At 65.4% G+C, this 20,787-nt stretch carries 18 protein-coding genes and 1 tRNA gene; 6 read left to right on the top strand and 13 right to left on the bottom strand.

Annotated elements, in window-relative coordinates:
* The first annotated feature begins 109 nt into the window (after positions 1–109).
* Together gltX and K7W03_RS20285 are read left to right on the top strand one after the other, a co-directional pair.
* On the top strand, positions 110–1,564 hold the full coding sequence (gene gltX, locus K7W03_RS20290; protein ID WP_222887163.1) for a glutamate--tRNA ligase: 1,455 nt from the start codon (positions 110–112) through the stop codon (positions 1,562–1,564).
* Between the two features lie 17 nt (positions 1,565–1,581).
* Positions 1,582–2,868, top strand: a complete 1,287-nt coding sequence (locus K7W03_RS20285) for a citrate synthase (protein ID WP_025549270.1) — start codon at positions 1,582–1,584, stop codon at positions 2,866–2,868.
* A 206-nt stretch (positions 2,869–3,074) separates the two neighbouring features.
* On the opposite strand, the gene K7W03_RS20280 is transcribed toward K7W03_RS20285, so the two are convergent.
* The 4 genes from K7W03_RS20280 to K7W03_RS20265 all read right to left on the bottom strand — a co-directional run bounded on the left by K7W03_RS20280 (position 3,075) and on the right by K7W03_RS20265 (position 7,148).
* A complete protein-coding gene (locus K7W03_RS20280) occupies positions 3,075–4,457 on the bottom strand; it encodes a sensor histidine kinase (protein ID WP_222887162.1) in 1,383 nt (460 codons plus the stop codon).
* On the bottom strand, positions 4,457–5,554 hold the full coding sequence (locus tag K7W03_RS20275; RefSeq protein ID WP_222887161.1) for a DUF2336 domain-containing protein: 1,098 nt from the start codon (positions 5,552–5,554) through the stop codon (positions 4,457–4,459). Before K7W03_RS20275 ends, K7W03_RS20280 begins: the two co-directional genes overlap by 1 nt.
* Positions 5,555–5,600: 46 nt before the next feature.
* On the bottom strand, positions 5,601–6,767 hold the full coding sequence (locus tag K7W03_RS20270) for a hypothetical protein (protein WP_044661818.1): 1,167 nt from the start codon (positions 6,765–6,767) through the stop codon (positions 5,601–5,603).
* A 78-nt stretch (positions 6,768–6,845) separates the two neighbouring features.
* On the bottom strand, positions 6,846–7,148 hold the full coding sequence (locus K7W03_RS20265) for an Hpt domain-containing protein (protein WP_222887160.1): 303 nt from the start codon (positions 7,146–7,148) through the stop codon (positions 6,846–6,848).
* Between the two features lie 80 nt (positions 7,149–7,228).
* Between K7W03_RS20265 and K7W03_RS20260 the strand changes: the two genes are divergently transcribed.
* Complete coding sequence (locus K7W03_RS20260) at positions 7,229–9,901, top strand: hypothetical protein (RefSeq protein ID WP_222887159.1); 2,673 nt, start codon at positions 7,229–7,231, stop codon at positions 9,899–9,901.
* 90 nt (positions 9,902–9,991) lie between these two features.
* Here the strand turns inward: K7W03_RS20260 and K7W03_RS20255 are convergent, their stop codons facing one another.
* The 4 genes from K7W03_RS20255 to K7W03_RS20240 form a co-directional block, all read right to left on the bottom strand.
* Positions 9,992–10,264 carry a DUF4242 domain-containing protein gene (locus K7W03_RS20255; protein ID WP_025549276.1) on the bottom strand — a complete coding sequence of 91 codons (273 nt, stop codon included), beginning with the start codon at positions 10,262–10,264 and terminating at the stop codon, positions 9,992–9,994.
* 224 nt (positions 10,265–10,488) lie between these two features.
* Entirely contained in the window at positions 10,489–11,214 is a 726-nt protein-coding gene (locus K7W03_RS20250; RefSeq protein WP_222887158.1) for an extensin family protein, read from the bottom strand.
* Positions 11,215–11,217: 3 nt separating this feature from the next.
* Entirely contained in the window at positions 11,218–11,979 is a 762-nt protein-coding gene (locus K7W03_RS20245) for an NUDIX domain-containing protein (RefSeq protein ID WP_222887168.1), read from the bottom strand.
* Positions 11,980–12,052: 73 nt separating this feature from the next.
* A tRNA-Ala gene (locus tag K7W03_RS20240) sits at positions 12,053–12,128 on the bottom strand.
* Between the two features lie 230 nt (positions 12,129–12,358).
* On the opposite strand from K7W03_RS20240, the gene K7W03_RS20235 reads away from it, so the two are divergent.
* Positions 12,359–13,306 carry a DUF2171 domain-containing protein gene (locus K7W03_RS20235; protein ID WP_044661815.1) on the top strand — a complete coding sequence of 316 codons (948 nt, stop codon included), beginning with the start codon at positions 12,359–12,361 and terminating at the stop codon, positions 13,304–13,306.
* Between the two features lie 36 nt (positions 13,307–13,342).
* Here K7W03_RS20235 and K7W03_RS20230 read toward each other — a convergent pair whose 3' ends face one another.
* Genes K7W03_RS20230 through K7W03_RS20215 form a run of 4 tightly spaced genes read right to left on the bottom strand, consistent with a single transcriptional unit; the run spans position 13,343 to position 18,124 of the window.
* Positions 13,343–14,179 (bottom strand): HpcH/HpaI aldolase/citrate lyase family protein, encoded by an 837-nt coding sequence (locus K7W03_RS20230; RefSeq protein WP_222887157.1) that lies wholly within the window; start codon positions 14,177–14,179, stop codon positions 13,343–13,345.
* The gene (locus tag K7W03_RS20225) at positions 14,176–14,628 is read right to left on the bottom strand and encodes a MaoC family dehydratase (protein ID WP_044661813.1); all 453 of its coding nucleotides are present in this window, start codon (positions 14,626–14,628) and stop codon (positions 14,176–14,178) included. Before K7W03_RS20225 ends, K7W03_RS20230 begins: the two co-directional genes overlap by 4 nt.
* Positions 14,628–16,526 (bottom strand): acetyl/propionyl/methylcrotonyl-CoA carboxylase subunit alpha, encoded by a 1,899-nt coding sequence (locus tag K7W03_RS20220; RefSeq protein ID WP_222887156.1) that lies wholly within the window; start codon positions 16,524–16,526, stop codon positions 14,628–14,630. The genes K7W03_RS20225 and K7W03_RS20220 overlap by 1 nt, the downstream gene beginning before the upstream one ends.
* The gene (locus K7W03_RS20215) at positions 16,523–18,124 is read right to left on the bottom strand and encodes a carboxyl transferase domain-containing protein (RefSeq protein WP_222887155.1); all 1,602 of its coding nucleotides are present in this window, start codon (positions 18,122–18,124) and stop codon (positions 16,523–16,525) included. The genes K7W03_RS20220 and K7W03_RS20215 overlap by 4 nt, the downstream gene beginning before the upstream one ends.
* Before the next feature lie 45 nt (positions 18,125–18,169).
* Here K7W03_RS20215 and K7W03_RS20210 point away from each other — a divergent pair, with 45 nt between their 5' ends.
* Positions 18,170–18,508 carry a DMT family protein gene (locus K7W03_RS20210; protein WP_025549293.1) on the top strand — a complete coding sequence of 113 codons (339 nt, stop codon included), beginning with the start codon at positions 18,170–18,172 and terminating at the stop codon, positions 18,506–18,508.
* A 55-nt stretch (positions 18,509–18,563) separates the two neighbouring features.
* Here K7W03_RS20210 and K7W03_RS20205 read toward each other — a convergent pair whose 3' ends face one another.
* The gene (locus K7W03_RS20205; protein ID WP_222887154.1) at positions 18,564–19,709 is read right to left on the bottom strand and encodes an isovaleryl-CoA dehydrogenase; all 1,146 of its coding nucleotides are present in this window, start codon (positions 19,707–19,709) and stop codon (positions 18,564–18,566) included.
* Between the two features lie 86 nt (positions 19,710–19,795).
* On the opposite strand from K7W03_RS20205, the gene K7W03_RS20200 reads away from it, so the two are divergent.
* Positions 19,796–20,683 carry a LysR family transcriptional regulator gene (locus tag K7W03_RS20200; protein ID WP_222887153.1) on the top strand — a complete coding sequence of 296 codons (888 nt, stop codon included), beginning with the start codon at positions 19,796–19,798 and terminating at the stop codon, positions 20,681–20,683.
* The last annotated feature ends 104 nt before the right edge of the window (positions 20,684–20,787 follow it).

Here is a 20,787-nt window from a genome sequence, read left to right as displayed (position 1 = left end):
ATCCGCGCTGCTTTCCCCCGGGCCGAACTGACAACGGAGGTTTGTCGTGGCTCGAAAGCCATGCTAGGGGGCGTCGCGATCATGGATGGGTCGGGTGGTATCCGGGCGAATGGCAGGGAATGAAACGGTGAGTGCTACAGGTTCGAACAAGCAGGTAGTAACCCGTTTTGCGCCGTCGCCTACCGGTTTTCTTCACATCGGCGGCGCGCGCACCGCGCTATTCAACTGGCTGTTCGCACGTCATCACGGCGGCAAGTTCCTGCTGCGGATCGAGGACACCGACCGGGCCCGCTCCACCGAGGAAGCGGTCGCCGCGATCTTCGACGGGCTGGAATGGCTGGGGCTGGGCGGCGACGAACCGGCGGTCTTCCAGTTCGAGCGCACGCCGCGCCATGCCGAAGTGGCGAACCAGATGCTCGCCTCCGGCCATGCCTATCGCTGCTATGCGACACCCGAGGAACTGGCGGAACTGCGCGAGCGGCAGCGCGCCGCCAAGCAGCCGATGCGCTATGACGGGCGGTGGCGGGACCGCGATCCTTCCGAAGCCCCGGAAGGCGCGCCCTTCGTCATCCGCCTGAAAGCGCCGCGCGAAGGCGAGACGGCGATCGAGGACGCCGTGCAGGGCCGCGTCGTCGTCCAGAATGCGGAGCTGGACGACATGATCCTGCTGCGTTCGGACGGCACGCCCACCTATATGCTGGCGGTGGTGGTCGACGACCATGACATGGGCGTCACCCATGTCATTCGCGGCGACGACCATCTCAACAATGCGTTCCGCCAGCTAGGCATCATAAAGGCGATGAATTGGGAAGAGCCCATCTACGCCCATATCCCGCTGATCCACGGAGCCGACGGCGCGAAGCTGTCCAAGCGGCACGGCGCGCTTGGCGTCGATGCCTATCGCGACGAGTTGGGCATGCTGCCCGAAGCGGTCTTCAACTATCTGCTGCGACTCGGCTGGGGCCATGGCGATGAGGAGATCATTTCCCGCGAGCGTGCGGTGGAACTCTTTGATATTTCAGGTGTCGGCCGCTCGCCCTCTCGCTTCGACATCAAGAAGCTGGAGAATCTTAACGGCCATTATCTGCGCGAGGCGGATGACGCGCGCCTTGCCGCGCTGGTCGCGCCAAAGGTTGCGGCAAGGTTGAACATCGACCTGCCAGAGGATGGCGAGAAGCGGCTTGCAGAGGCCATGCCGTCGCTCAAGCCGCGCGCCAGGACGCTTAACGAAATTGCGGAGGGCGCCGAATTCTTGTTCAAAAATTGCCCGCTCGATTTTGACGAGAAGGCGCTTGCTCTGCTAGACGATTCCGCACGCGCGCTGCTGGGACAGACAGCCGACGCTCTTGCACCCGTCCAGTCCTGGACGGTCGAAGCGATCGAAGAAGCCATTCGCCGCGTGGCAGAGGATGCCGGCCTCGGGCTTGGAAAGGTCGCGCAGCCTTTGCGCGCGGCGCTGACCGGTCGCACGGTTTCGCCGGGAATTTTCGACGTCCTTTTCCTTCTGGGGAAGACGGAGAGCTTGGAACGATTGGCCGCTGTGAGGCACGCATCGGCCAATTGAAGTATCAGGAGAATACCATGTCGGATAACAATGCCACTTTGAGCGTCGACGGCAACGCGAAAGACTATGCCATTCTGAACGGCACGGTCGGACCGCAGGTCATCGACGTTCGCAAGCTCTACGCCAACACCGGCATGTTTACCTACGACCCCGGCTTCACTTCGACCGCGAGCTGCGATTCGGGCCTGACCTATATCGACGGCGACGCCGGTGTGCTGCTGCATCGCGGCTATCCGATCGACCAGCTTGCCGAACAGTCGAGCTTCATGGAAGTGTCCTACCTCCTCCTCAACGGCGAACTGCCCTCGAAGAAGGAACTGGAGGATTTCACGCGCACCATCACGCGCCACACCATGGTGCATGAGCAGCTCACCACCTTCTACCGCGGTTTCCGCCGCGATGCCCACCCGATGGCGATCATGTGCGGCGTGGTCGGCGCGCTCTCGGCCTTCTATCACGACTCCACCGACATCAACGATCCGGAACAGCGCAAGATCGCCAGCCACCGCCTGATCGCCAAGATGCCGACGATCGCGGCGATGGCGTATAAATATTCGGTGGGCCAGCCCTTCGTCTATCCGCGCAACGACCTCAGCTACACCGCCAACTTCCTGAACATGACCTTCTCGGTCCCGGCGGAGGAATATGTCATCGATCCGGTCGTCGTCGACGCGATGGACAAGATCTTCACGCTGCATGCCGACCATGAACAGAACGCGTCGACATCGACCGTGCGTCTGGCGGGTTCGTCCGGCGCCAACCCCTTCGCGTGCATCGCGGCGGGCATCGCCTGCCTCTGGGGTCCGGCGCATGGCGGCGCCAACGAAGCCGCGCTCAACATGCTGCGCGAAATCGGCACCGTCGACCGCATCCCGGAATATATCGCCCGCGCCAAGAACAAGGACGATCCGTTCCGCCTGATGGGCTTCGGCCATCGCGTCTACAAGAATTACGATCCGCGCGCGACCGTGATGCAGAAGACCGCGAAGGACGTCCTGGCGAAGCTTGGCGTCGACGATCCGATCTTCGACGTGGCGAAGGAACTGGAGCAGATCGCGCTTCACGATCCTTATTTCATCGAAAAGAAGCTCTATCCGAATGTCGACTTCTATTCGGGCGTGATCCTCTCGGCCATCGGTTTCCCGACCGAGATGTTCACCGTGCTCTTCGCCCTTGCCCGCACCGTCGGCTGGGTCGCCCAGTGGAACGAAATGATCTCCGACCCTGCGCAGAAGATCGGCCGTCCGCGCCAGCTCTACACCGGCCCGGCGCAGCGCGATTATGTCCCCGTCGACAAGCGCTAGTCTGCACTGGCAATAAGGCACGGAAGCGGCGTCCGTTTGGACGCCGCTTTTATTTTGGCGGGGAGTTGGCCGGTTGCTGACAGGGAGTACCCCATGCTCCCGCACAGGCGGGAACCCGGTCCCGGCTTCAAGGGATCATTGCCCCGTCTGATCCGTGCTCCTCCTTGGCGGGTGCACGGTTTGCCCAGACCGAATATCGATGTCCGCTATACGCCCAAAGCCGGCAGCAGCAGCGTGAACCGTGCGCCGCCTTCGGGCGCGTCGTCGATACGGATGTCGCCGCCCATGGCGCGCGCCAGACGCCGCGAAATGTAGAGGCCAAGGCCGCTGCCGCCCGCGTCGCTGCGGCCCAGTCGCTCGAACTTGTCGAAGATGCGTTCCCTGCTGTCAGCGGCTATGCCATCGCCCTGGTCCAGCACCGCGATCCAGGCCTCGCCGTCGGACCGCCCTGTCTCTATCCGAACGGCAGACCCTTCGGGCGCATAGCGCACGGCGTTGCCTACAAGGTTCATCAGGATCTGCAAGGCGCGGCGAAATTCACCGATGGCCGGCTCCGCGACCGTCAGCGCAGGGGCGAGGATGCTGATCCCCCGATCCTGCGCCTTTACGAGGAACAGCCCGGCGGCCCGCCGCCCGACATCGGCCAGATCGATCTCTTCCGCGGTCACGCTGAAATCCGGCCGGTCGATCGCCTGCAGGTCCGCCAGATCGTCGATCAGCGCCATCAGATGACGCCCCGCCGCCGAAATGTCGCTGGCATAGCCCAGATAGTCCGGCCGCAACGGCCCCTCCAGTTGCGCGCCGATCGAATCCGCATTGGCGATGATCCGTCCCAAAGGCCGTCGCAAAGATCGGTCCAGCCTCTTCCCGAACTCGGCGGGATAGAATGGCAGCGGTTCCGGCGTGGCGAGCGGCGCCGTCACCGCGCGGTCGACGGGCAAAGCCTTGCCGCGATAACCCACCAACTGGCCCGCGAGATCGAACATCGGAAAGCCCGACAGCATGAAGCGCTGCGCCGGATCGCTCGTCAATCCCGCCACCTGATCGCGAAAGGCGCGCCGCTGCGCGAAGCCGCGCAGGATCGCCAGGTCGCCTTCGGCATCCGGGCGCAATTCGAAATAGCTCGTGAAGCGGCTGCCCGGCAAAGGCGGGGCGGATGGCAATGCGCCCTCGCCGCCCAACCCCTCATGCACCATCTGGAAGCGCAACTGGGTGTCGATCTGCCACGTCCAGCCGTCGGACAGGGCAGCGATGTCGGTCTCTCGCCGCGCCAGATCCAGCGGCGCCGCAACCGCCTGCCGCTCATGCCAGTCGATGATGGAAAGCTGCACCCGTTCGGCCTCGGGCTTGGCGCGCACCCACATGTCGATGTCACCACGCTCCGCCGCGGCCACGACCGGGCGGGACAGGGCAATGCCCAGATGCGCCGCCAGCCGCGCCATCGCCGCCAATTGCGGGACCGCCAGCGCGCTGCCGAGATCGCCGCCCGCCTCCTGCTGAAGGGCCAGCACGGGTGCGTCCGCACTCAGCAGCCGGCCATCCGCAGCAACCGTCGCCCGGATGATGGCGGGATGCGCGGGCATGTTCATCAACCGGCGATCCGCCGCAGATGATCCAGCTTGGCCCGCAGCGCGGCAGGCGCGCGCAGGGCGCCCACCGTCGCGTCAGCCTGCGTTACGCTCAATTCCTGATAGCGCATGGCTTCCCCGACGATGGTCGCATCGGACAAGGAAGGCCGCACCGGCCGCAATGCCAGCAACAATTGCCGGTAGTCGCTGTCCGATCCCCCGAGCGCCCGGCATAGAGCGGCAACCTGCCCCACCGGACCCATGACCAGGATGTCCGCGACCTGCGCGCTCTCCATCCGCAACCGGCGCCCGGCGAGCGCGGCGAACAGCAGGAAATGCCTGTGCTGCAACGCGGCGGCCATCAATTCGGGCGCATCGGCGCACTCGCCCAATTGACGGACCAGCCTGTCCGCCGCCGCGATGGGCCCTTGCGCCTCGTCATGCCGGATCAGTTGGCGTTGCGCCGCGGCTTCGACCAGCGGCACCACCGCTTCCGCTTCGATCAGGCCGCTCCGCTGGACGATCGCGGCCAGGCAGGCGGCCGCCGTCCACAGCAGTTCCGCAAAGAAGCCCGCCGGCAGATCGGGCTGCATCGGCTGATCCTCCGCCGCGGTCATCAGCCAGCGCCCTTCCGCCAGCATCAGCGCGGCAAGCGCTTCGCCCAAGGCGGGATCGTCGGCGGGAAAGAGCGACTCCGCCTCCGATTCGCTGCCCGAACCGCCATCGGGCCTGCCGAACTGGCGCAGCATCAGGCTGATCCCGCCCCGCATCTGCATATGGGCGAGCAGCGCCGGCCCCAACAGGGTCGGCTGCGCGCGCAGCGTCGGCCAGCAAACGGGTTGCGGCCATTGCGCCAACGCCGCCGCGATTTCCGGCCTATCCTCCAGCGCCAGACGCAATCCGATCTCCATTGCGGTCAGGCATCCGCCAAGATGCCGCCGGGTCTCCGCCACCAGAGCGTCGTGCCGCTCCCGCCCGTCGTCCGGAAAGAAAAACGCCAGATCAATGGCATGGCCGACAGGCACGGCGGACATGCCCGCCATGACTTGCGCCATCGGCCAGCAGTCCGCCCGGGTCGGTCCGATCAGGGACGAAAAGGCGCTCATGCCGGCCAGCATAATGGCACGTCGTTAAAATGCACTAAACCGTAACGAGCAAAATCGCTCAATTCCGGCGGAGCAGGATCATCGTTCCAAGCGACCCGATGGCGCACAGCGTCGTCAGGTCGAACATCGGCCCCAGCGCCCCGGCCAGCGACGCCAGCAGCAGGGGAATGAGCGCGCTGGCGGGCGTGAAGATCATCCACGGCCGCAACGGCCCGGTTTTCTGCCAGCGATCCGCCATCTGGATGATCGCCAGCATCAGCGCCAGATAGGCCGCCGTCGTTCCTCCGCCCGCGAGCGCGATCCCGCCAAGCGCGAAGGCCGGCGCGATAAAGGCCATCCAGCCCATGGGCAACGGCCGCAGCGCCATCTCGTCCAGCCGATCCGCGGTTTCCGCCAGCAACAGCGACAGCAGCAGCAGGCAGAAGCCCGTCCCTGTCCACAGCAGTTCGATCGGCACCAGCGCAATCGCACCCAGCGCCATGGCGGCGATCCGCACCTGCAGCGCCGGAACCTGCATGCGCATCAGCGCCGGGCTGATCAACCGGGCGGCCGGGCCCAGCAGATATTGTTCGGCCGCGCCCCTGACGCGCCGAAGCCGCGGCCCGCCGGAAAGTACCGCCTGAGCGGCCAGGTCCGCCTGCTCCTGCGTCTCCACCAGCGCGACGCGCCCTTCCATCAGGTCGTCCTGCGGCACGGTGATCCGGCGTGCGCCGGCCTGAACAGCGCCCCGCACCAGGGTCAGCGCCAGATCCCAGTCCCCGATCATGTCGAGCGTATTGAACAGCAGGTCCGGACTGACCCGGACCAGGCCGGCCCAGCGCTGTCCGGCATCGATCCGTTCGAACGGCGCGCTGGCCCGGCTGTCGTCCGCCACCAGCAGCGCATCGCCCTGCTGAGCGGCCATCGCCTCGAAATAACCCTGTCCGATGATCGCCCCGTCCGCGACGAGCAGCGTGTCCGCGTCGCGGGGCGCATCGCGCACCATCGACACCATGTCGCGGACCAGCGCGACGGCGATGCCGTCCGCCGACAGCCGGTCGACGGCCTGCGACAAGGCGGGCGTGATGACGCTGACCAGGATCATCACCCGGTCGGCGCCCGCGCGCACCGCCTGCCGCGCCTGATATTCGACCAGCGTCTGCCCGGCGAAATGCAGGCTGGCGCGCAGCGACCCGGCCGAATCGCCGCCGGCCCGGCTCGCGCTGAGAATAGCCGCAAAAGTCATGCGTGTTGAAACCGACCCGATCGTTGTTCAGCCCACCTTGTTACAAGGCGGAGGCAATCACGCAAGCAGCCTCACGCCTCAACGCTGCGCAAGATCGTCAAGCGCGGCACGCAAGCGCCGCAATATGCGTGGGTCGCCCGGCGCCGCGTCGGCCGCTTCATCGGCCATCGCCATCAGGCCGGTGAGGCCGAAACTGGCCGCCAGCCCCTTCAGCCGCCAGGCGGCAAGCTGCCAGTTCGCATCGCATCGCGACCGCCCCAGCAGATCGACGTGACGCTCCGCGCTTTCCATGAAGGCGACGCGCAGATCCTCGATCAACGGTCTGTCGTCACCGACAGCGGCGGCAAGAGCGGCATTCAGGGCGCCTGGATCATAGGACATGGGGTCAACGCTATCTGGCTTGCGTTAAGTTTTGGTAACAGGGCATTTTCGTGCGCGCAAAAGCTGCTAGGATAGGACGCATGAATGGGGGCAGCACAATCGTCGAATTCTGGCGGGACAAGGACGCAGCGACCGATGATACGGCGCAGGCAGACGACGCCTTGCTTTTGAAACAGGCCGTTCTTGACCTGGAGGATGAGGGCGTGCCTGCGGAAAGCGGCGAGCATGGGATGCGCGCCGCGACATGGGCATTCCCCACCGCCGGCCTTGGCTGGATCGGCTTTGCCGGTTGGGCGACGCTGTCCTCCGGACAATGGCGCGCCGGGCCCGCGGCGTGGCCGGGGCTGGTCGCGACCATCCTGGTCCCGCTCATCCTGCTCGGCGTCTGTTATCTGCTGCTGCTGCGGAACAGCCGCAGCGAAGCCCGCCGCTATCTCGACACCGCCCGCGCGCTCAGGACCGAGGCGGAACTGCTGGAGCTGCGCGTCGCCCGAATCGCCGGCCAGTTGGAAACCGCACGCCAGAGCATGCAGGATCAGGCGGAACTGCTCGACAGCTATGGCGCCGCCGCCAGCAGCAATATGGAGGCGTCGGCCGAACTGATCGCAAGCCGCGCCAACAGCACCGCCGAACGCGCCGAGTCCGCCGAACGCGCCGGGTTGGCGCTCGTCCAGCGGATGGAAGCGCTGGTCGCCTCCATCCCGGAGCTGGAGGATCGCGCGACGCGCATGTCCGCGCAGATCATCGACAATGGCCACGCGCTGTCGGAACGCATCGACATGTTGGAGGCTCGGCTGCATGCATTGGGCGAGTTGTCGGACGATGCCCGCAGCCGCACGCTTTCGGCAACTAAGAGCCTTTCGAGCCAGCTTATCGAGCTTCAGGAAGCCACGCGCTCGGCCACGCAGGAAGTGACCGGCATGGCCGATGTCGCTTCGGGCCGGATCGAGGCGACGACCCTGAGCGCGCGCAAGGCGATGGAGGAGAGCTGGCTCGACATCGAGCAGAAGTCGATCGTGCTGACCGGCCTTACCGATCGCACCAAGTCGGAAATAGCAGAGACCACCCAGTCGGTCATCGCCCTGCTGACGCAGGAATTGAACCGCGTCGAGATCGACGTGCTGCACCGTCTGGAAACCACCCATGGGCGCGCGCAGGAAACCATGGCGGCGGTCGACGCCAATCTGACCGCGCAGGCCGCGTCGCTCAAGGCGCTGATCGAGGGTGCGCAGGCCGGCATTGCCGCCACCAGCCAATCCGCCCTCTCCACCCTGGCGCGCGACGCCGAAACCGTGGAGGCCGAACTGCGCCGGCGGGTGGAAGCGGCGATTGCGCAGACCCATGAAGGCATCAGGCTGACCGACGACGGCATCGCCCGCCATGGCGCGGCGCTGGAGGCGCTCATCGCCCGGTCGCGCGACAGCATCGCCGCCATCGGGGATGAGACCGTCACCAGTATAGCGGATCATGTGGGCGAGATCGAAAACCGCCTGCACCAGATCAACGATCTGGTCGAAGGCCAGCGCACGCTCGTATCGGGCCTGCAAAGCAGCCTGGACGATGCGGTCGATTCCGCGCAGTCGCGCTTTGCGGCGATGGAACAGTCAGCCCTCGCCCGCAATGAGCGGTTGACCGAAGCGCTGTCGCGCCTGACCGCCGAAACGCAGCGCATCGATGCCGCCCTGGGGGCTGGCGGCCTGACCGCCGAAAAGCTGATCGGCAGTGCGGAAACGCTGATGGTCGCGCTTGATTCCAGCGTGCGCGAACTCGACGAAACCTTTCCTGCCGCGCTCCAGCGCTTCAACGGCCGGATCGAGACCAGCCGCACCCTGCTCGACAGCGCCGCGCCGGAGATCGAACGGCTGGAGGCCATTTCGGAGGCGTTGCTCGGGCGCACGCAGGAGGCCGAGGAATTGCTGCGCGGCCAGGGACGCCGCCTGACCGAATGGCTGGAAAGCACGCAAAGCGGCGTCGATGCCAATCGCGAACTGGTGGAGAAGCTGCGCAGCGCGCTCGACAACGCGCATCAGGACGCGACGCGCATCACCGAAGGCGCGGGACCGCTGCTCGTCACCGCCCTGCTCCGCGTCAAGGATACCGCCGATCAGGCGGCCGAACGCGCCCGCCAGGCGCTCAGCCGCGCCATTCCCGAAGCGGCGGAGGCGCTTGCCGACGCCAGCGAGCAGGCGATGCAGCGCGCCATCGACGAAAAGGTCACGGCCCAGATCGAAATGGTCGCCAGGGTGGCGGAGGAAGCGGTGAAGGCCGCGCATCAGGCATCCGACCGCCTGACCCGCCAGCTCCTGACCATCGCGGACACCAGCGCCAGCGTGGAAGCGCGGATTGAGGAAGCGGAGCGCGCCGCCGAAGACCGCGACCGCGACCATTTCGCCCGACGGTCGGCGCTGATCATCGAATCGCTCAACAGCACGGCGATCGACGTATCGAAGATACTCTCCAACGATGTCACCGACTCGGCCTGGTCAGCCTATCTGAAGGGCGATCGCGGCGTCTTCACCCGCCGCGCGGTCAAGCTGCTGGACGCGGGCGAATCCCGCGAAATCGCCCTGCATTACGACAATGATCCTGAATTTCAGGAGCATGTGAACCGCTACATCCACGATTTCGAATCGATGCTGCGGATCATCCTGTCGGCCCGCGACGGCAATGCGCTGGGCGTTGCGATCCTTTCATCGGACATGGGCAAGCTCTATGTCGCGCTGGCGCAGGCGATCGAAAGACTGCGGCAATAGGTCTTCGAAGCTTGGCGATAATTCTGCCATCGCCCGCTGCCGTCAAAGAGCATCCGCGCCTCGCAGCGCACCCCGTCGCCCCGAACAAATTCAGTCCGCTGTCGTCGGATCGATCGTCGCGCGTATCTGGGCGATGCTGTTGGCCGGAAATCCCGCCATGTCCGCATGCCGGCGGATCAATTCCTCGCTGGGCGCACGATAGACGCAATAGATCTTGTCATCGGTGACATAGCTGTGAACCCATTGAATATCCGGGCCCAGCTGGCGCAGCACATTGCAGGAGCCCTGCGACGCGCCCTTGAGCTGCTCGCCCGATAATTGGCCGACGCCGGGCATGTCCCGTTCGATCACGAATTGCGGCATGATGTCCTCCCCTGTCTGACAGGCGCATGGATCATAGACCCTTCATGCTCCCTGTTCGAGGGCGATATTGGGCTAGAGCCGATCGACATTCAGCCCTGACGGCCTGCAAATGACGCTTTTCCGTGCTTCCGGTGCTCACCTACTTTGAGTAGGCTGCGCTCCGGGTCATGGAAAACCACCATTTTCGGCTCGTCATCATCTGAATGTCGATTGGCTCTAGGCCCTCATCGGCAGGCCCGCCCGCCCCAGGCGCCGCGTTCCGCCTGATCGAGATGCAGATGATCGCGATGTGCGGCATTATAGTCGGGCGAAAGGACGGTCGAAAACAACCCGCAGGCGCCGTCACGAACCTCATGCAGAAAATCCGCGTCCTTTCCCCCTCCCTTCCAGTCTGCCGCAATGCCGATCCGGTGTCCGTCCGTCAGGATGAAACCGGCCACATCAATGGCGTCGGCCGTGGCATGCTCGCTGAAATCCCCTGCGCTGCGTCCATAGAGACGGCGGCAGCTATAAGCGCCGAAATGCGTGACCTTCCGAACCGCGCGGCCGAAGTGACGCTGGGCGGCGGGCTGGACCACCTGCCATTCCCAGAGCTTGAGCGCCGCCGCAACCGGACAGGATGGCGCGACCGCCGCCGGTTCCCATGCGATGGCGTCCTTGACCGGAGTCAGCCGCACGGCGTCGGCATAGGCGCACTGGCCCTCGCCCCCCGGCTTCATGCGGGAATAGGCAACGCCCGCCCGATCCAGCAGGGCGCGGCACTCGGCAGGACGGCCGGTCAGCGAGGCAAGCTTGCGGCCGGTGAAGAGACCGATCGGCTGGGATAGATCAAGTCGAGTCCAGGGGATATTCTGGGGCCGGCGGCTGACATAGGCATAGCCGATCAGGCAAAGGCTCAGAACCGCCGCGACATGGACAAGGCGGCGCAGGAAGAGGTGGATTCGGCGCATGCCTCAAGCACGCCGGACCGTCCCCATTGGTTCCGACGTCACCGGATAACCGAGATGATCGGGAATACAGAGATGCGGTTCCCCATTTCTCTCCTCGAACCAGGGCGTCACCTTCTCAACCGGGATCGACAGGGCATGCGCCGCCAGATCATCGAAGCGGCCGAATTGGGCGAGCCGCTCCAGATTGCGCCGCGTCGGAAAGATGATCTGCCCCTCGCCCCGGTCGCATCGGGCCAGCGTTTCCGCTGCGCTGCTCCAGAACAGTTGCACATTTTCGGTGGCATCGACGCTCGCGGCCTGTCCTTCCGGCGCCTCAGCGATGTAGAAGCGGGTATCGAACACCCGCTGCGCCTGCTCCAGGCGCGCAGGGTGCCAGCGGGCAAAGGGCAGCAGCCGATCCAGCGCGATTTCCAGCCCATGATCGCTGAGGATGTCGCCAAGCCCGGCCCCTGCCCCCAGCGCCTGCCGCATGGTCGCGATCCGATCGGCCGCCAGCGGCGATGTGAAGGCAATGGCGAGACCGCTTTCCTCCAGCGTCTCCCGAATGGCGGCGATCCGCGCCGCCGCCTCGTCCAGAGGCAGGCTACCAGAGATCTTCGCTGCAAGAGCATGATCGCCCGCATCCACCGCGCCACCGGGAAAGACCAGCGCGCCCGCGGCGAAGGCCATGCTGGACGCCCGTTCCATCATCAGGATTTCCGCGGCGGCATCCGGGCGGTCGCGCAGGATGACCACCGTCGCAGCGGCGCGGCCTTCGGAAAGCATATCTGTCATGAAACCGCCATAGGCATCGAAATCGCCGGCGGTAAAGTCCCTTCCGGTCAATCCCGGAAGGGATTGGTGGAGCCGAGGGGGATCGAACCCCTGACCTCGTCATTGCGAACGACGCGCTCTCCCAGCTGAGCTACGGCCCCGTAAAGGAGCGCTGCCTATAAGCGAGCGATTGCGCCCATGCAACGGTCTTTTTGCGCAAAATGCGACGGCCGCGAACAGCCCCGGAACCGCGCAGCGCAGCCGCTCTGTCGGGGCCAAGGCGGAACGTTACTCCTGCGTAACGCCCGGAACGATGCGGCCGCATGCTCATTGGTGCGGTGACGACGCTCCCGAAAGGACGTCGTGCAAAAAGCAGACAAGGAGACGGACAATGGGTTACCAAGGCGGACGTCGCTATGGTGACGGCGATCGTAACTGGACGGACTGGGACCGCGATTCCGACCGTTACCGTGCGCGGCGCGACTGGCGGGACGACCGCAGCTATCGATATGGCACGCGCGGCCAGTTCGGCGGATCGGGATCGGGATATGGCGGATCGGGCAACCGGCGCCCGCCCGAAGATTATGATCCGGAAGAACGGGGCTTCTTCGACCGCGCGGGCGACGAGATCCGGAGCTGGTTCGGTGACGAAGAGGCGGAGCGTCGCCGCGAATATGACGATTATTACAACCGGCCCTATGGCGATCCGCGGGACCAGAGCAGCCGGATCGGCTATGCCTCTGCCTCCAATTCGGCGCGTTACCTGCCCAATCGCGGCTATGCGCCCTTTGCCGGCGAACGCAGCGGCTTCGGCAGCGAGGACCATGGCTATCGCGTGCGCGCCTATGGCCCCAACCATGATTATGGCGAGCATCACGACGCCAATTACTATGCCTGGCGTCAGCAACGGATCGACGAGCTGGACCGCGACTATGCCGAATATCAGCGGGAGAATCGCGAACGCTTCAACAATGAGTTCGGCAGTTGGCGGAACCGCCGCGGCGAGCAGCGCCAGGCGGTCCAGCAGGTCCGCGAGCATATGGAAGTCGTCGGCAGCGACGGCGAGCATGTCGGTACGGTCGACAAGCTGCGCGGCGACCGCATCATCCTGACCAAGAGCGATCAGGAATCCGGCGGCGTGCATCATTCGATCCCGTCATCCTGGATCAGGTCGGTGGACGCGCAGAAGGTGACGCTGGAAAAGACGGCGGAACAGGCGCAGACCGCATGGCGCACCGAGCGGGAGCAACAGGCCCTGTTCGGATCGCAGGATGACGATGCGAGCGACAGGTTCAGCGGCGCAAGCGGCTCGACCTTCGAAAAGGGCCGTTACCGGTAAAAATGGGAGGGTCCGGCCGCCGGCCGGGCCCCTTCTTCATTCGGCGGCGGCCAGCACCCGCTGCGCCTGGACCAGATGCGGACGGTCGATCATCTTGCCGTCCAGTTTCAGCACCCCTGCACCCGGATTGGCGGCGAAGGCCTCGATCACCGCCCTCGCCCGGGCGATTTCGGTCTCGCTGGGGGTAAAGCCATCATTGATGGCGGCGACCTGTACCGGATGGATCGCCATCATGCCGGTGAAGCCATCGCGACGCGCCCTTCCTATATAGGCCTTGAGATCGTCCATCGCCTCGATCCGGGGGAAGACCGTGTCGATGGCTGGCACGCCTGCTGCATGGGCGGCGAACAGCGTGAGGCTGCGCGCCAGTTCGAAGGGCGCGGTGTAGCGGCCGTCCTCCTCGCGGGAGGTCGAGGCGCCGACCGAGGCGGGCAGATCCTCCGCCCCCCAGGTCAGGCCAGCGAGCCTGTCGCGCACCTGCCGGAACGTGCCCAGTTCGAAGATGGCGGCGGGCGTTTCGGTCGCGATGGGCAGGATCGGCGGCACATTCGCGCCGTCCGCCAGGGCGATCAGCGCCTGGATGCTGGCCGCGCCTTCCGCCTTGGGCAGCATGATCCCGTCCGGCGCAGCGGGCAGCACGGCCGCCAGATCGGCGCGGGTGTGATCGCCGTCCAGCGGGTTCACCCGGACGAAGGCCACGCAGTCGCGGGGCGAGGCCAGCCATTCCGCAATCGCCTCCCGCCCAAAGGCCTTGCGTTCCGGGGCGACCGAATCCTCCAGATCCAGGATGATGGCGTCGGCGCCGCTGGCCGCCGCCTTGGCGAAGCGTTCGGGGCGGTCGGCGGGTACGAAAAGCAGCGAACGGAGCTTCATGCGGGCCTCTTCTTCAGCAGCGCCATGCGCAGGCATTGGCAGACGATTTCGTCCCGCTGGTTATAGAGCCGATGGGTGAATGTCACGATCCCCGCTTCGGGGCGGGAACGGCTTTCCTTGAGGTCCGTCACTTCGCTGTCCGCCCGCATCGTGTCGCCGATGAAGACCGGCTTGGGCATGACCAATTTGTCATAGCCCAGATTGGCGACCAGCGTGCCCAGCGTCGTGTCGCCCACCGACAGGCCCACCATCAGCGCGAAGGTGAAAGTGCCGTTGACGAGGATCTGGCCGAACTCCGATGCTTTCGCGGCTTCGGCATCCAGATGCAGCGGCTGGGGGTTGTGGGTCATGGTCGAGAAGAGGAGATTATCGGTTTCCGTCACCGTCCGGCGGATGTCATGGGTCATCCGGTCGCCAATCCGCCATTCGTCATAATAGCGGCCCGCCATCAGCCTTCCTCCCGCTCAACCAGCACCAGCAGCGCGCCTTCGCTGACCTGGCCGCCTTCGGACGCGTCCAGTTCCGCCACTACGCCGTCGAAGGGCGCTGTCAGGCTGTGCTCCATCTTCATCGCCTCCAGCGTGACCAGCTTCTGGCCCTTGGCGACCTTGTCGCCCTGCGTCACGGCGACGGCGATGATGCGGCCCGGCATGGGGGAGAGGATCGCGCCGTCGGATGCGGCACCGCCGCCTGCCTTGACGGGCGGGGTCTGGCTGAAGAACCAGCTTTGCCCGGCTTCGGTGACGATGATCGTGCCGTCGCGCTCCATGTCGGAGCAGAGACCGGTGCGCAGATCGTCCGACTGCGCTTCCACTACGACATGGCGGCTGTCCACGAACAGGTCGACTTTGGTCTTCGACTGTCCGTTGAGGCGGAAACCGAACAAGCCGTCGCGAAAGGACCGATCGTCCCAATCGCTCCGGGCGAGCCAGTCGCTGCGGAATCGCTCGCCCGCCGCCGCAAGGACTCGGTCCGAGGGGCCATCGGTCCTTGTCAGCGCCTCTCCCTGCCGCTCGATCAGGCCGGTGTCGAGACAGCCCGCCGCGAAATCTTCCATGGAGAGGCAAGCGTGCAAAAACGGTTTGTTGGTGTGCAGCGGCCCGACGAAGCTGCTGTCCAGCCAACGCAGGAGATCCTGGCGGGCCGCTTCCCGATCTTCGCCATGGCAGATGACCTTGGCGATCATCGGGTCGTAGAAGGAACTGACGGTATCGCCTTCCTCCACGCCCGTTTCCACGCGGGCGCCGTGGTCGAACAGCAGCCGGTCGATCTTGCCGGGGCTGGGCAGGAAACCCTTGGCAGGGTCTTCGGCATAGAGGCGGGCCTCCATGGCGTGGCCGTTGATCGACAGTTCCTCCTGCTTTTTCGGCAGCGGTTCGCCGCTCGCTACGCGGAGTTGCCATTCGACCAGATCGACGCCGGTGATCTCCTCCGTCACCGGATGCTCGACCTGAAGCCGGGTGTTCATTTCCATGAACCAGATGCGGTCGGCGCGCAGGCCTTCACTGGCGTCGGCGATGAACTCGATCGTTCCGGCGCCGACATAGTCGACCGCCTGCGCCGCGCGCACCGCCGCGCCACAGATCGCCTCGCGCGTTGCCTCATCCATGCCGGGCGCGGGCGCTTCCTCGATCACCTTCTGGTGGCGGCGCTGGAGCGAGCAGTCGCGTTCGAACAGGTGGACGACATTGCCATGAGAATCCCCGAACACCTGCACCTCGATATGGCGGGGCGAGAGGATATATTTCTCGATCAGCACCTGATCATTGCCGAAACTGGACGCGGCCTCCCGCTGGCAGGACAGCAGCGCATCGGCAAAGTCCGCCGCCGCATCGACGCGCCTCATGCCCTTGCCGCCGCCACCCGCGACCGCCTTGATCAGCACGGGATAGCCGATGGCGTCGGCTTCGGATTGCAGGCGCTCGACGCTCTGGTCCTCGCCGAGATAGCCGGGCGTGACCGGCACGCCCGCCTCGGCCATCAGCTTCTTGGCGGCGTCCTTGAGTCCCATGGCGGTGATGCTGGACGGGTTCGGCCCGACCCAGATGAGGCCCGCGTCGATCACTGCCTGCGCAAAGGCAGCATTTTCCGACAGGAAGCCATAGCCGGGGTGGATCGCCTCCGCCCCGCTCGCCTTGGCTGCGGCAATGATCCGCTCCCCGACCAGATAGGATTCGCGCGCAGGCGACGCGCCGATATGCACGGCCTGATCCGCCTGCCGAACATGCAGGCTGTTCGCGTCCGCGTCGGAATAGACCGCAACAGTACGGATACCCAGGCGGCGCGCGGTGCGGATGATGCGGCAGGCGATTTCGCCGCGATTGGCAATGAGCAGGGACTGGATCACATGCGGAACACCCCGAAGCGGGGTGCCTCCTCGACTGGAGCGTTGAGCGTGGCGGCGAATGCCAGACCCAGCACGTCGCGGGTCTGGGCGGGGTCGATCACCCCATCGTCCCACAGCCGCGCAGTGGCGTGATAGGGGTTGCCTTCATCCTCATATTTCTGGCGGATCGGCGCCTTGAAGGCTTCGGCTTCTTCCGGCGTCCATTTGGCGGCGTCGCGGTGGACGGTCGCCAGCACGCTCGCCGCCTGTTCCCCACCCATCACGGAAATGCGGCTGTTGGGCCAGGTGAAGAGGAAGCGCGGCGAATAGGCCCGGCCGCACATGCCGTAATTGCCGGCGCCGAAGCTGCCGCCGATCAGCACGGTGATCTTGGGCACGCTGGCCGTCGCCACCGCCGTCACCAGCTTCGCGCCATGCTTGGCGATTCCCTCCGCCTCATATTTGCCGCCGACCATGAAGCCGGAAATATTCTGGAGGAACAGCAGCGGAATGCGCCGCTGACAGGCCAGTTCGATGAAATGCGCGCCCTTCTGCGCGCTCTCGCTGAACAGCACGCCGTTGTTTGCGAGGATCGCGACCGGCATCCCCCAGATATGGGCGAAACCGCAGACCAGCGTGGTGCCGTACAGCGCCTTGAACTCGTGAAATTCCGAACCGTCGACGATGCGGGCGATCACTTCGCGCACATCATAGGGGGCGCGGACATCCTGCGGGATGATGCCGTACAGCTCCTCCGGATCATATTTCGGCGCTTTTGGTTCGCGCAGATTGAGGTCTTGTCGCCGCGCCGGTTGCAGCGTCGAGACAATGTCCCGCACGAGGGTCAGCGCATGTTCGTCATTCTCCGCGACATGATCGACCACGCCGGATCGGCGGCCATGCACCTCCGCGCCGCCCAGATCTTCGGCTGAGATGACCTCGCCCGTCGCCGCCTGCACCAGCGGCGGCCCGGCAAGGAAGATCGTGCCCTGATTGCGCACGATCACCGTTTCGTCCGACATGGCGGGCACATAGGCGCCCCCCGCCGTGCAGCTTCCCATGACGCAGGCGATCTGCGGAATGCCCCGCGCCGACATCTGCGCCTGATTGTAGAAGATGCGGCCGAAATGCTCGCGATCCGGGAAGACATCCGCCTGGTTAGGCAGGTTCGCGCCGCCGCTGTCGACCAGATAGACGCAGGGGAGCCGGTTCTCCATCGCGATTTCCTGCGCGCGCAGATGCTTCTTCACGGTCAAAGGATAATAGGTGCCGCCCTTCACCGTGGCGTCGTTGCAGGCGATCATCACCTGCCGTCCCGACACCCGGCCGATCCCCGCGATCATGCCCGCGCCGGGCACCTCGCCATGATACATGTCATTGGCGGTGAGCTGGCCGATCTCCAGAAACGGACTGCCCGGATCGAGCAAGCGCTCCACCCGCTCGCGGGGGAGCAGCTTGCCGCGCGCGACATGCTTGGCCCGCGCCCCCTCGCTGCCGCCGAGCGCCGCCTGCGCGACCTTCGCGTGCAGTTCGTCGCGCAGTGACCGGTTGTGCGCGGCGTTGGCGCGGAAAGCATCACTCTCCGCCGAGAGCTTCGTATCGAGAACAGGCGCACTCATGCTCTTGCGCTCCCCTGCCCTGCGGTTGCATATCCGGGGTCATCCATGCCTACCATCCTGCTCCTCACCATATCCAACCTGTTCATGACCACCGCCTGGTATTGGCACCTGAAAGGCGGGATGAATAAGCCCCTTTTCGCGGTCATCCTGATCAGTTGGGGCATCGCCTTCGTCGAATATTGCTTCGCCGTGCCCGCCAACCGCATCGGCTTTGCCCATGGGTGGAGCGCGGGCCAGCTCAAGATCGCGCAGGAGGCCATTGCGCTGCTGATCTTCGGCGGATTCATGGTGACGGTGCTGGGCGAGCCGCTGCACTGGCGCCATCTGGCCGCTTTCCTCTGCATCATGGCGGCGGTGGGCTTCCTGTTCGTGGGGCGGTCATGAGAGAGTTGCCCGCTCTTGCGGAGGCAGGAGCCCAGTTTGGACGGCAGGGGCACATTCACACGCCGATCAGTTCGCGGCCGATCAGCATGCGGCGGATTTCGTTCGTTCCCGCGCCGATGTCCAGCAGCTTGGCGTCGCGCATGTAGCGCTCGACCGGCCAATCCTTTGTATAGCCCGCGCCGCCCAGCGCCTGCACCGCCTCCAGCGACACCTTCATCGCATTCTCGCTGGCCAGCAGGATCGCGCCCGCCGCGTCGAAGCGGGTTGTCCTGCCCCGGTCGCAGGCCTGCGCCACGGCATAGACATAGGCCCGCGCCGAATTGAGCGCGACATACATGTCCGCGACCTTGGCCTGCATGAGCTGGAAGGCGCCGATGGGCTGGCCGAACTGCTTGCGCTCCCGCACATAGGGCAGCACCACGTCGAGACAGGCCTGCATGATGCCGAGCTGGATGCCCGACAGCACCGCCCGCTCATAGTCGAGGCCCGACATCAGCACGCCGACGCCGCCGTTGAGCGGGCCCATGATGTTTTCCTCCGGCACTTCGCAATCGTCGAAGACCAGTTCGGCGGTGGGCGATCCGCGCATGCCGACCTTGTCGATCTTCTGCCCGATGGAGAAACCCTTGAAATCCTTCTCTATCAGGAAGGCGGTGATGCCGCGCGACCCTTCGCCGGTCTTGGCATAGACGACAAGCGTGTCGGCATAAGTGGCGTTGGTGATCCAGAATTTGGTGCCGTTGAGGACATAGCGGTCGCCGCGCTTCTCCGCGCGCAGCTTCATCGAGACGACGTCCGACCCCGCCCCCGCCTCCGACATGGCGAGCGATCCGACATGCTCGCCGGAGATCAGCTTGGGCAGATAGCGCGCCTTCTGCTCCGGCGTGGCCCAGCGGCGGATCTGGTTGACGCAGAGATTGGAGTGCGCGCCATAGCTGAGGCCTATGGAGGCGGAAGCCCGCGCCACCTCCTCCTGTGCAACCACATGCTCCAGATAGCCGAGACCAAGGCCGCCATCGGCTTCCTCCACGGTGACGCCGTGCAGGCCCAGCGCGCCCATTTCCGGCCACAGGTCGCGCGGGAACCAATCCTTTGCGTCGATTTCCGCGGCCAGAGGCGCGATGCGGTCGGCGGCGAAACGGGCGGTCGTCTCGCGGATCATCTCCGCATTTTCACCCAGCACGAAGTCGAAATCAGTCATGGCAAGCTCTCCTTGCCGCGCATCCTATCGTTCAACAACCGCCAAGAAAAATTGAAACGGCGCAGGATAGTGTATAGTTTCTGTCTATGATCGAACGCTATTTGCTCCGCTATTTCCTGGCTGTCGTGGACCATGGCAATTTCTCCCGCGCGGCCGCGCACTGCCTGGTGTCGCAGCCGACTTTGTCCGTGGGCATCTCCAAGCTGGAACAGGCGGTGGGCGCTCCGCTTTTCCTGCGCAGCAACCAGCGGGTCGAACTGACCGAAGCCGGAGCCCGCCTGCTGACCCATGCCCGGCGGATCGAGCGCGAATTCAACCTGGCGGAACTGGCGGGGGCAAAGGCGGAGCAGGCCCCGGTGCTGCGCATCGGCGTGCTGCTGAGCATAGCAGGCGAGCTGGTCGCCCGCGCCGTTGCAGAGCGCGCCATGGCCAAGGAAGGCAGGATCGAGATCATCCCCGGCAGCGAACGGGAATTGCTGGGGCGCCTGGACGCGGAGCGGATCGACGTGGCGCTCACCCTGATCAGGCCGGGCGCGGACCGCTTCCTGACGCAATCGGTTATAGAGGAAGGCTATGGCATCGCCATGGCCGCCGGCCATCCGCTGGCCGGGAGAGCTGTGGTGGCTGCCGAAGAACTCGCCTCCGAAACGATGATCGTGCGCCGCCATTGCGAGGCGCTCTCCGCCACCAGCCGCTATTTCGTCGATCGCGGCGTCCGCCCGCATTTCGCCTTGCGCTCGACCAATGACGAGCGCGTGATGCAGATGGTCGCGGCGGGGCTGGGCATAACGGTCATGCCCGAAAGCTACCGCTGGCCGGGCATGGCGCGGGTCGCGCTCAAGGATTTCGGTGAGCGGAGGAATGTCGGACTTCTCTATGGCGCGCGAGCGGCGGGGCTGCGGGAAGCGCCGATGCTCAGGGCGCTGGAAGCGTCCTTGAGGGCGGAAGGCCCCCGTATCTGGAGCAGCCCATGATCCTATCCGCTTGGAAAACGCTTGTCTTATGACATTGCGGTCCGTTTGGGTCATGCTGGATTGCCCGGGCCGGGGTGGCCACCCCGGCCCGGGCGGAAGGGGAC

Source organism: Sphingobium sp. PNB (genome assembly GCF_019873065.1).
Classification (GTDB): domain Bacteria; phylum Pseudomonadota; class Alphaproteobacteria; order Sphingomonadales; family Sphingomonadaceae; genus Sphingobium; species Sphingobium fuliginis.
This window is presented reverse-complemented; position numbering and strand designations above follow the sequence as displayed.

Excerpts from the sequence above, each read along its gene's own strand:
- K7W03_RS20250 (WP_222887158.1), bottom strand. The coding sequence starts at position 11,214 with ATGCGCCGAATCCACCTCTTCCTGCGCCGCCTTGTCCATGTCGCGGCG.
- K7W03_RS20200 (WP_222887153.1), top strand. The coding sequence starts at position 19,796 with ATGATCGAACGCTATTTGCTCCGCTATTTCCTGGCTGTCGTGGACCAT.
- K7W03_RS20255 (WP_025549276.1), bottom strand. The coding sequence starts at position 10,264 with ATGCCGCAATTCGTGATCGAACGGGACATGCCCGGCGTCGGCCAATTA.
- K7W03_RS20205 (WP_222887154.1), bottom strand. The coding sequence starts at position 19,709 with ATGACTGATTTCGACTTCGTGCTGGGTGAAAATGCGGAGATGATCCGC.
- K7W03_RS20225 (WP_044661813.1), bottom strand. The coding sequence starts at position 14,628 with ATGGCGGGCCGCTATTATGACGAATGGCGGATTGGCGACCGGATGACC.
- K7W03_RS20215 (WP_222887155.1), bottom strand. The coding sequence starts at position 18,124 with ATGAGTGCGCCTGTTCTCGATACGAAGCTCTCGGCGGAGAGTGATGCT.
- K7W03_RS20245 (WP_222887168.1), bottom strand. The coding sequence starts at position 11,979 with ATGCTTTCCGAAGGCCGCGCCGCTGCGACGGTGGTCATCCTGCGCGAC.
- K7W03_RS20285 (WP_025549270.1), top strand. The coding sequence starts at position 1,582 with ATGTCGGATAACAATGCCACTTTGAGCGTCGACGGCAACGCGAAAGAC.
- gltX (WP_222887163.1), top strand. The coding sequence starts at position 110 with ATGGCAGGGAATGAAACGGTGAGTGCTACAGGTTCGAACAAGCAGGTA.
- K7W03_RS20230 (WP_222887157.1), bottom strand. The coding sequence starts at position 14,179 with ATGAAGCTCCGTTCGCTGCTTTTCGTACCCGCCGACCGCCCCGAACGC.
- K7W03_RS20265 (WP_222887160.1), bottom strand. The coding sequence starts at position 7,148 with ATGTCCTATGATCCAGGCGCCCTGAATGCCGCTCTTGCCGCCGCTGTC.
- K7W03_RS20270 (WP_044661818.1), bottom strand. The coding sequence starts at position 6,767 with ATGACTTTTGCGGCTATTCTCAGCGCGAGCCGGGCCGGCGGCGATTCG.
- K7W03_RS20280 (WP_222887162.1), bottom strand. The coding sequence starts at position 4,457 with ATGAACATGCCCGCGCATCCCGCCATCATCCGGGCGACGGTTGCTGCG.
- K7W03_RS20235 (WP_044661815.1), top strand. The coding sequence starts at position 12,359 with ATGGGTTACCAAGGCGGACGTCGCTATGGTGACGGCGATCGTAACTGG.
- K7W03_RS20260 (WP_222887159.1), top strand. The coding sequence starts at position 7,229 with ATGAATGGGGGCAGCACAATCGTCGAATTCTGGCGGGACAAGGACGCA.
- K7W03_RS20275 (WP_222887161.1), bottom strand. The coding sequence starts at position 5,554 with ATGCTGGCCGGCATGAGCGCCTTTTCGTCCCTGATCGGACCGACCCGG.
- K7W03_RS20210 (WP_025549293.1), top strand. The coding sequence starts at position 18,170 with ATGCCTACCATCCTGCTCCTCACCATATCCAACCTGTTCATGACCACC.